Source organism: Deltaproteobacteria bacterium (assembly GCA_018668695.1).
Classification (GTDB): domain Bacteria; phylum Myxococcota; class XYA12-FULL-58-9; order XYA12-FULL-58-9; family JABJBS01; genus JABJBS01.
The window spans coordinates 1-9599 of the sequence record JABJBS010000279.1; the positions used below are offsets into that span (position 1 = coordinate 1).

General features: G+C 50.5%; 8 protein-coding genes and 1 pseudogene. 3 read left to right on the top strand and 6 right to left on the bottom strand.

Annotation, left to right across the window (positions count from 1 at the left end; translation table 11 throughout):
- Window positions 1-1120: hypothetical protein (locus HOK28_14830; GenBank protein MBT6434371.1), on the top strand; the 1120-nt coding region annotated here is incomplete at its 5' end.
- A gap of 5 nt (window positions 1121-1125) precedes the next feature.
- On the opposite strand, the gene HOK28_14835 is transcribed toward HOK28_14830, so the two are convergent.
- From HOK28_14835 to HOK28_14845, 3 genes are all read right to left on the bottom strand, one after another.
- Window positions 1126-1827, bottom strand: coding sequence for a Crp/Fnr family transcriptional regulator (locus HOK28_14835; GenBank protein ID MBT6434372.1), 702 nt, complete (start codon window positions 1825-1827; stop codon window positions 1126-1128).
- Window positions 1828-1927: 100 nt separating this feature from the next.
- Complete coding sequence (locus HOK28_14840; protein ID MBT6434373.1) at window positions 1928-2491, bottom strand: hypothetical protein; 564 nt, start codon at window positions 2489-2491, stop codon at window positions 1928-1930.
- Between the two features lie 52 nt (window positions 2492-2543).
- Window positions 2544-3497: a serine/threonine protein kinase gene (locus tag HOK28_14845; GenBank protein ID MBT6434374.1), complete on the bottom strand. Its 954-nt coding sequence runs from the start codon at window positions 3495-3497 to the stop codon at window positions 2544-2546.
- 48 nt (window positions 3498-3545) lie between these two features.
- On the opposite strand from HOK28_14845, the gene HOK28_14850 reads away from it, so the two are divergent.
- Window positions 3546-4304: a hypothetical protein gene (locus HOK28_14850; GenBank protein ID MBT6434375.1), complete on the top strand. Its 759-nt coding sequence runs from the start codon at window positions 3546-3548 to the stop codon at window positions 4302-4304.
- A gap of 114 nt (window positions 4305-4418) precedes the next feature.
- Window positions 4419-5729, top strand: a complete 1311-nt coding sequence (locus tag HOK28_14855) for a hypothetical protein (protein MBT6434376.1) — start codon at window positions 4419-4421, stop codon at window positions 5727-5729.
- 4 nt (window positions 5730-5733) lie between these two features.
- On the opposite strand, the gene HOK28_14860 is transcribed toward HOK28_14855, so the two are convergent.
- The 3 genes and pseudogenes from HOK28_14860 to HOK28_14870 all read right to left on the bottom strand — a co-directional run bounded on the left by HOK28_14860 (window position 5734) and on the right by HOK28_14870 (window position 9532).
- Window positions 5734-7068, bottom strand: coding sequence for a TldE/PmbA family protein (locus HOK28_14860; protein MBT6434377.1), 1335 nt, complete (start codon window positions 7066-7068; stop codon window positions 5734-5736).
- A complete protein-coding gene (locus HOK28_14865; protein ID MBT6434378.1) occupies window positions 7065-8510 on the bottom strand; it encodes a TldD/PmbA family protein in 1446 nt (481 codons plus the stop codon). The genes HOK28_14860 and HOK28_14865 overlap by 4 nt, the downstream gene beginning before the upstream one ends.
- 836 nt (window positions 8511-9346) lie before the next feature.
- Window positions 9347-9532, bottom strand: a pseudogene (locus HOK28_14870) (hypothetical protein).
- Window positions 9533-9599 lie beyond the last annotated feature (67 nt).

Genomic DNA, 9599 nt, shown 5'->3' on the forward strand with positions numbered 1-9599 from the left:
AATCTGCCCTGCTTGCCAATGGTCTTCCTCTTCACCGCCCAAACGTGTGGTCATTACAGGGAATTGTCCAAGCTGTTCAGGACAGGTTTGGCTGGAGGCTCCAAGCCCCTCTGATACCTTGCCCAGTTTGGTGGCGATGAGCTTTGAGCCGGGAAGTAACTTGGCTCAGAAGCTGGTGGCTTTTCACCGCGAGACGCCCCTGGTGGGTGTGCCGGCTCCTGAGCAGGCTGTGCCCCAGGAAATCGCGGAGGGTAGCAGAGAACTATTATCAGCCGCAATTTTGCCAGCACCTCCAGTGGTCAATGCAGACGATGGTGCTGCAACTGGCGTTTTCAAGCTACCTGAAATGCCCAGCTTAAGCTCCGAAGGCGATTTGGCGATCGACCTTACGGATGTTGTTGTTGAGGTGGGTGAATCGACCCTAAGCACTGGAGACTCTCAAGAAGTTGATTTGGACGACCTCGACGTTGAGCTTTGGTCTGATCCCACTGCTGCGGCTTCCGAGTCGGAATCACCATCTTTTGCAAATGTCCCTTTGCCCGAGTTACCCGCATTTTCAAACCAAGTTGCAAATGGCACCGGTTACAATGATTTCGTAGAGTTTAATGTTGAGCCTGTGGTTGTTGATCAAAGCTCGGCTTCTTGGATGAGTGCATTTTTGATGGGGAGTCTGTCATTGGGACTTGTGCTCTGCGCATTTTCATACGGTCAGACCTTGGCGCAGTGGCGCACCCTGGAAATTGTGATTCCTCCGCCAACGCGTCATGAGATGGCGATGGATGTGTGGGCTCAAGGGCTCCAAGCTGTAGAAGGTGCAAATCCAGCGGCGGCGATGAAACTGATGGAAGAGTTTTTAAGCTTAGGCGGCGCTGGAGTTGAGGTTGATCGAGTTCGAGCGGTTGCAGCTTTAAAACTGGGTGATCGTGCTTTGGCCCTTAGGTTTTATAAAAGCTACCTTGAGAAAATACCCGCCGAAAGCGAAGAAGGTAAAGCTGTGGCTAAGCTCTTGGAGGATGCGAACCATTTTGTTGTTCTAAAGAATCCTGACCGTGAGCCTAGCGAAGCTCCAACGGATTGGTCCTGGGTTGCTACACAATTGGTCACCCACACTACGGAATAAGTGGCTTAAAGCTTTTTGATGATGCTTTCGTCTTCTGCAAACCCGTAGCTCACTAAAAGCCCTTTTCCAGACATCATAATAAGCCCGCGTTTTTGGAATTCTCCGAGTACACGAGAGACAGTTTCACGTGTGGTACCAATCATGGCTGCAAGTTCATGTTGTGCAGGCCGAGATTTGATAAAGACGCCTTCATCTTTTTTCTCACCATCTGTTTTAGCCATATCGAGAATAACCCGAGCCATTCTGCCATAGACATCCAGAGAGGCGAGGTTACCAATGATTTCGCTGGCTCGTCTTAGCCGCGCAGACATAACCGATAAGATGTTCAGGGCAGAATTTGGAAAGGACTGAAGGTGGCTGATGAAGTCTGTCCGTGAAAGTTTAAGCAAGGTCGATTTTTGAGTTGTGTAAACCCCTGCAGACCGCGGCTCGCCATCAAGTAGGCTCATCTCGCCAAAGAAATCTTCAGCTTTGAAAATGGTCAAAATCGTTTCTTTTCCATTTTCATTGTGAATGACCACCTTCACGCGGCCCGAGACGACAATAAAAAGTGCATCGCCATCTTGAGACTGCCGAAAAATCTCAGAGTCTTTTTTGTAGTTTACGGTCTCAAGTCGACTTGCAAGGCTTTGAAGAGCAAATTCGTCTAGGTCTTTGAAGATACTGACGCGTTTGAGAAGCACTGTTTTTTGAATATCGTCTGCCATGTTCGATTGCCTTGTAATGGTGCCTGGAATACCGGACCTATTGTATATCGATTGGGACTCTTTTGCGAAGTGGGAAGCTTAACTCAGGATTTCAATTCGCTTATGGGCTTGGAGCCGCCGGCGCTGTCGTCGGAGTTTGCGTTTTTTGCGTCATGGTGCGCAGAGCACCGAGTGCTTTAGCGCAGCGGTCTTGAACCACAGGGCTCTTATCTCGAAGCGCGAGAGCTTCAATGGCTTGGTACTTCGGTAACTCTCCACGCAACGCGAGTAATTCACACCCAGCGGCTCTGACGCGAGCTTCTCGGTGCGCAAGAAGATCGCTGACCGCTTCAGGCGAGGCCTGTATTTCAGTCGCTTCTTTATATTCAACGGCTTGGCGCTGCATCAACGATGTAAGAAATGCCAGGGTTACCGCAACTTGAACAAAGGCTCGCACCAGCGGGTATCCACGTCGTTTAACAAGGAGCCAGCGGTCTACGGTATAGATAAGCACAAATACTGTGAAGGCAGCTGGAGCAACCAGGGGAACCCAAAGCGATAAATCTCCGGCACCAAAGGCTGCCCAGAGTCCTTGGGTATAGAAGATGCTACCGGCCGCGCTGGCTAAGAGCGCAATATAGAGGCCAATGTGCAGCCATTTTCTGGTTTTCTGAGTTTCAGTCACTCTTTTTACCTGTCACTTTTGGGCTTTTAGCGCAACCAATTGTTGGTCTAAATCATGTAACCTGTGGGAAAAGCTGGTGCAATTGATGGCTTAGGGCCAATCTCGATTCACGAATATTGGGCACAAACCGCGATAATGCTTGCTTCATCTCCATGGCTGTCGCAAATCGCTTTTTGTGTTTTACCTGGAGCGCTTTTCGCAAAATGTCGCCGATTCCCATGGGAAGATTGGGCACGGCTAGATTCGGATCTGGGAATTCACCGTCGAGAATTCGCTTCGAAACATCTTCATCGCTATCCCCTTGCATGACAAATGGGTGAATACCGACAAATAACTCGTACGCTAAGACGCCGCACGCAAAGACATCGGTTTGGCGGTCAATGGGCTTACCGTGAAGTTGTTCAGGTGAGAGGTAGCCAAGCTTACCAAATGCGGCTTCCTCAGCGCGGCCACCTTCGAGTCCTTGAAGCCGTGCAACCCCAAAATCGGCGAGAACCACCCCTCCATGGTAGGAGAGTAAGATATTGTGTGGATTCACATCACGGTGGACCAGCCCTAAATACGATTCATCCGCTCCTTTGAGCTCGTGTGCGAAGTGAAGACCTTCTAGTATCTGGGCGATGATATACCCGGCCACATAGCCAGCGGGTTGCATGGAGCGCGCTCTGAGCGTGTTGAGAAGGGTAAAGAGGTTGGGTCCGTCTACATATTGAAGAACCAAGAAGAGTTCCTCATCCTCGAGGCCGAAGGCAAGTTGCCGTATGAGGTTGGGGTGCATCAGCCGCCTACCAAGGTCAGCTTCAATGATAAATTGGTCGCGGGCTAAGGCATCACTTCGAAGTTTGGCTAAGAGGCGTTTAATGACAACGATTTCTTGTGGTTTGGAGCTTTGGTGGTGCGCACGATAGATCTCGCCCGAGCCGCCAATGCCCAGTCTGTCGATGATACGGTACTCCCCAATTTGCATGGGGGCACACTCGCACCGAATACCCCATGTTGGCAACATCAATACGCCGGTTTGGTTATGTCAGTTGGGGGTGTTACGAGTTGTTTTATGACGATGCACAATGATGGCGAAGAGCTTTTCGAGGGTGTCTCCCTCGATGGGGGTCTGGACGCTTGCGATAAGCCGTCGTGGGACAGTGGCCGACCGGATGAGGTCGCGGCAACGTGGTTAAGCCAGCGTTTGGCGAGGCCTGTTCAAGTAACCTTTACCAACAACAGAAGCACCATGATGAGCTGGAAAGAGCATCAAGGTATCTTGGGTATGAGGCTTCACAAGATGTTTGTGGAGGCGCCGGAGCTGGTTTGGGAGGCGATGGTTTCTTACCTCGGTGCTCGCGATGCAGTGGCTGGCCGGGTGATCGACCGCTACATTCAGACCACGGCCCGTGAAGTCCCAGTTCGTCAGAACCTTAATGCGTTGGGGCGCTGTTATGATTTACGGGAGATCCTAGCTTCATTAAACTCCGAGTTTTTTCATGATGCATGCAAAGCCAACATTACTTGGGGCCGCGCAGGTTCTAAAACCCGTCGTAAATCGATTATTTTAGGCTCTTACAGCGAGCGTGAAAATTTAATCCGTATTCACCCGTGCTTAGATCAATCTTTTGTACCCCGTTATTACATTTCTTGGGTTATCTACCACGAGATGCTTCATGAGGTTCTCGGGGTCGAAGAACATGGCGGGCGCCGCCTGATTCACCCTCCTGAATTTGTGATTCTTGAAGAGTCTTACCCCGAATTTGCGCAGGCCAAGGCCTGGGAGCAAACATACTTACCCCGCTTGCTGAAGTACCGTCAGCCTAACTAAGAGAGCAGCTCGGCTCTAATTTGGCCACCATGGTCATTTTTTTACAAAAAAGACGTCCCAGTAGGCTGGCTTTGGTTAAGGTCGCCTGTAAGAAAGAATCAGGGTGGAGCAGAAATGATTGGGTCATTGGATATGAAGAAATATTTATCGTCAGTAACGCTGAGTCTCCTCGTTTCGTTAATGTCTGCATCGGCTTGGGCGGGTGTGAATTTTAACGATGAAGAGATCACTCCTAAAAAACCTGATTCGAGAAAAATCCAAGCGATTCCAGCAGCTTTAATAACATTGAAGATGCTAAAACCTTTGGATGTGAGTGGCTCTATCAAAGCCCGGCTACAGACAGCCTTGCTTGACCGCGAGAAGTTCGTCTTGGCAAAACAAGCAGGCGAGTCGGCCAAAAAGCTCAAAACTCTTCGCACCAAACGCGACGCGTCGCGTCAGGGCGTGCTCTCTGACCTTTACACCCAAGAACTTCAGAGCAGCGCCATGATCGCCCGAAGCCTTCTTGATTGGGACGAAGCTCAGCTTATTTATGAGGAAGACCTCGTTTATTACCGCAAAGATTTGAAGCAATACTCGGCTTGCAAACCCAATTGCGAGGAACCAGAAAAACCATTCCCCGATTACGGTGACCTCATTGCCACACTTGAAGACAATATGCCCCGTGATGATGAAGAGCGTTTACAGGTCTATAACCTCTACCTACGGGGACTGCTTTACGAGGCAAGCGGTGATGAAGTTGGGGCCGTCTCAGCTTACGGGAAAGCTCTCCAAATTGGTCAAGCGAGGCTCATTGCGGAAATTCACACGCGCATTGGAGACCTCGAATCAGGAATTGGTAATTACCAAGCAGCGGCTCACCAATATGAGTCAGTGGCCTTCGGGGAATATTATGCCGAGTCTCGGGTCAAGCAAGCCTGGGTGTATCGCCAGCTTAACGATTGCAAAAATGTATTGAAGGTCGCGGCGCGTTTTCGTCACACGGTGAGTTCTGCAGCTGAGCAAAAGCGATTTGGTCGAGAAATGCTGAAGTACGAAACCGAGTGCGCGGCGTTTTATCTAAGAATGGATGAAGTCGTCAAAATAGACCCAGAAGGAGTCACCTTGGTTGAGCGAGAAATCAAACTGCTCAAAGAAGCGCGCCGACGTCAGGGAAGTCGAGCAGTGGTCAAAGATGATTTTCGAATTTGCTTAGCCGATGCACTTCAGAACCCGTTTGAGGTCTCTCAGCTATCTTTAAAGCTTGCGGGTACAACCCGGGATCCTGAGTTTACCTGGGCAGGTGCTTCTGATGCTGATGATCCTGATGTATCGCAACCTGAAGAAGTATACGCAGCCAACATTGCGTCTTGCATGGCTCGGCGACTTGAAATGTTTCCAGAAGTCACAACACTCTCAGGCTCTGTAACGCTTGTCGTACCTTGATGGTTTAGAGCGTCAGCCTAAAGCCCTCAATAAGCGCTCCAGGTAGGTTGATAGAGTTGGTTGAACGCCGGTGGTAAGTGCCTGCATCCAAGATATGCTCACGCTCTTGAGTAAGCCCAACCAAATTTTCTCCAAGCATTCTGTAGAGTGACTCGTCGAATCTCATGACGTTGACGGGAGCTTTGATTTTACCGTCTTCAACCCAGAACGTTGCAAACCTTGTCATACCGGTCATTCGGCAGCTCTGACGGTCTGAGAAATTCATATACCATAGGTTTGAGATGTAGAGTCCGTCGCCAAGCTCCGTCAGAATATCTTTTTCTAAAAGCTTACCCGCTCCCAGCTCAAGGGACTCAGGAGTTTCACCGGCGTTTGAGCCGTCGGTTGGTACATCGTACTCACGGGCTGAGCGAGCACTGGTAAGGGCTCCAGAATAAAGCCCTTTACTCACAAGCTCGATACTGGACTCTTTGACAAAGCCTTTGCTGTTGAACATCGGACCAACGCCGCCGTTGTTGTTCTCGTTGATGTGAACCGAAGGATGCAAAGTACATTGCTCTTCAACAAGAGTAAGCAATGCAGATTGTTTGGTTTTGACAGCTTTTTTCGAAAAGCTAAACCAGCCCAATAAACCCAGAACCTCACTGAGCGCAGCTGGCGTCAGGAAGACTTTATATTCACCAGGCTCAAGGGTTTTCGGGGGCAGCTTGAGAATATCGAGATGCTTACGGGTATGCGCAAATTTCGCTGAGAGAATATCTCGGTCCCATTCAAACCCGCTGTAGCCCGATTTAATAGCTTTGTCTTCGTGGCTGTAAACGCTCCAGTCGAAGTTGAAGTTATCGCGGGTAAACCAATTGCGTTGACCCAGGGAGTTGGCAAAGCCACAAGCTACGGAGCCATGCGCAAGAATACCTACGAAATCGAGACCAGCACCTTCTGCGAGAATCTCTTCGGTGATTTCCTGAGCCGTTGGGAGGCTGCCTGCTTCTGAGTTTTCTGAAGAGTTCACTTCCGTTGCGTAAAGAAAATGTGGATCGTCGGGAATGGACTGAAGATTTTCCCTGAGTGTCGCTAGAGTTTCATCAACCGTTTGTTTGTCGTCGTTGTCATTTTGAGAAAGGCTGAATGTAGCACTTAGATGCTTTTTGTCGTCCACCAGTTCTAGGGTGAACTCTGTTTGGCTTACGCTGCCTGGTTGGCGTATCTGACCACTGTTGAATCGGACGAAAGAGGACTCTTCAGCGTAGAAAGAGGCAAGTAATGTTTCATGCTCAAGAATCTTGCCTTGGGCGTACTCAAAGAGTGTATAGAAAAAACTTTGGTGATCTTGGCTCATGACTCGCCTCCGAAAACAGCAATATCGGAAAAGAGGCAGATCGGTGATGCATGCCCCACACGAATAACTTGGTTGGGCTCACCCTTACCGCAATAGGGTGTGCCTAAAAACTTGCGGCTGGAGGCATCAGCAACACCCTTTAGGTTTCTCCAAAAGGTAGCGGAAATCCCGCGGTAGGATGGGTTCTTCACCATCTGCTTGATTTCTCCGTTCTCGATGATGTGTCCCATCTCACAGCTGAATTGAAATTTGTTACGTGAGTCATCGATCGACCACGACAGGTTGGTACTCATCAGAATGCCTTTTTCAACGCCACCGATAAGATCCTCACGGGTTTGAGTGCCTGGTTCTAAATTCAGGTTTGCCATGCGGTCGATGGGAGGACGGTTCCAGCTGGAGGCTCGGGTACTGGAAGTGCCTTGCCGGTTGCCGCGATTTTGTGAGATGACGCCTCCTAGGGGATGTTTGAGAATACCGTTTTCAATAATCATCACTTTTTCTGCTTGGGCCCCATCGTCATCATATTGGTAGCTCGCAAGTTCCTGCTCATGGGTTGGGTCAAAGCTAATATTGAGTAAGTCTGAACCGTATTGGTACGTGCCAAACATATCGGGAGTTACGAAACTTGTTCCTGCATAGTTGCGCTCGTCGCCTAGAATTCTATCGAGTTCTAGGGGGTGGCCGATGGACTCATGAATTTGAAGCAGCATCTGATCAGGCTCTAAAAGAAGATCCATGCGGTCATTCGGGCAATTGGGAGCATCGAGCAATTGAATAGCTTCGGCTCCCAGCTTTTGTGCTTGCTCTTTGTATTGGATGGCTTCCAGTAACTCCAGGCCGCCTTGCTGGCAGTGATCGACAAAGGTGCGACGCTGAGTGTCTGTTCCACGGTTTGCAACAACCGTGAGCCCCGGCATCAGGTGATGGAGTTGCTGATGAACACAACCGCCGCCCGACGTGAGGTAAAGGCTTTCTGTGTCCACACGCATGAGGCTTGCGGACCAATCGACAATCGCTTCACCGATTTTAAGGCTTGAGCTGGCTTCCCTTAGATAGTCGAGTTTGTCGGATAGCGTCGTTGAATGCCACGGGGTTTGAACTGGGTTGCGATACTGCGCCATGGGGTGAGGCATTGCGATTTCACTAAAGTTTGTGACCGCACGACCACTGCTTAAGAGAGCCCAGCCTTTTGCTTTCTCTATCGCGTCTTTAAGCCCTTGGGTGGAAAGGTCTGATGTGGAAGCGTATCCAGTGCCACCTTGGTGCAAAACGGTGATCATCGCGCCGCTGTCGGTGGTGTTACCGATGGGCTGAACGATATCTTGTCTTACTGAAAGGTGCTCTGTTTTCTCGCGCACAAAGCGTAGAGAGCAAAAGTCCACGTCTGGACAGACGTTTTTGAAGCGATTTTCTAACTGCTGATGGTCAAACGTTGATTGCATGCCACATCCTCCGTGGCATGCATTTATCACTGTGTGATTTAACGTAAAGGTGCAGAGCGTTAAAAGGTAATACCGACCAGGACTTTACTGCCCATGCTCAGCTCGCTGAACTCAGGGTTTTGGTAGATTTGACCACTCTGAGCAGTAAACGGACCTTGGTAGCCGAGGCTGATGGTCTGTAAGGTTGCTTCTGCTTTAACAAAGAATTGGTCGAGTGCAGCAACGAGACCGAGATTCACACCGAGCGCTGAGCCCGACTGCTTTTCACCAAGGTTACTTACGCCGCCAGCAGGCGCCGAGAGTAGGTAGTAGCTAAGTCCAGCTTGAACACTGAGCGAGTCAATCAGAGGGAGTTCAAATGGAAGTGCGTATTCGCTGTCTAGTTCAATATAGGGTGCGTTATATTGTGCTCCTGGAAAGCTACTGCCATTGGGGTAGCTAAGCATTGCGTAACCAAGTCGTAATGTTGCGTGAGGAGCTGCCTTATCGTCCCAAAGAACAAAGCGGTAAGAAGCACCGAGCTTGAGCTCTGAGAAGCTATTTTCATATTCCTGACCATTGTCTTGCCAGCTAATCGCAGCAGTCCAAAGTGCTTCAACATGCACACCCGCGAGTTGAAGCCACCAAGGGCCTACGTCGAGGTAGCCAAGTGGGTAGGCTTCAATTTCGAGAGCCAGGCCAGGCACAAACCCACCCGTGTTACCCGTGACTGCGTTTACGCTATCGCCGTTTTCGTTGAGTTTGGCTGATCGAGATAGACCGGAAAACCCAAGTGCCACAGTGATATCCGTGCGGTCTCGTGCTTCCGAGTAGTAAGTGTTCGCTTCTTCCGCCGCTGGTGCTTCCGCTGGTGCCGCCGCTGGTGCCGCCGCTGGTGCTGCCGCTGGTGCCGCCGCTGGTGCCGCCGCTGGTGCCGCCGCTGGTGCCGCCGCCGGCCCCGCCGCCGGCCCCGCCGACAGCCCCACCGACGAGTTCGAACTGGCATACTGTTGCTGGAGGGTGTGCTGGTGATGCAAGCGCACGATGTCCTTGCCGATAAAGTTGACGACGCGCCGCTTCCACCAATGCAGGAAGATCGCGTCGGCGTGC

Coding starts and splice junctions, on each gene's coding strand:
- HOK28_14835 (MBT6434372.1), bottom strand. CDS start 1,827: ATGGCAGACGATATTCAAAAAACAGTGCTTCTCAAACGCGTCAGTATC.
- HOK28_14845 (MBT6434374.1), bottom strand. CDS start 3,497: ATGTTGCCAACATGGGGTATTCGGTGCGAGTGTGCCCCCATGCAAATT.
- HOK28_14850 (MBT6434375.1), top strand. CDS start 3,546: ATGACGATGCACAATGATGGCGAAGAGCTTTTCGAGGGTGTCTCCCTC.
- HOK28_14855 (MBT6434376.1), top strand. CDS start 4,419: ATGATTGGGTCATTGGATATGAAGAAATATTTATCGTCAGTAACGCTG.
- HOK28_14860 (MBT6434377.1), bottom strand. CDS start 7,068: ATGAGCCAAGATCACCAAAGTTTTTTCTATACACTCTTTGAGTACGCC.
- HOK28_14865 (MBT6434378.1), bottom strand. CDS start 8,510: ATGCAATCAACGTTTGACCATCAGCAGTTAGAAAATCGCTTCAAAAAC.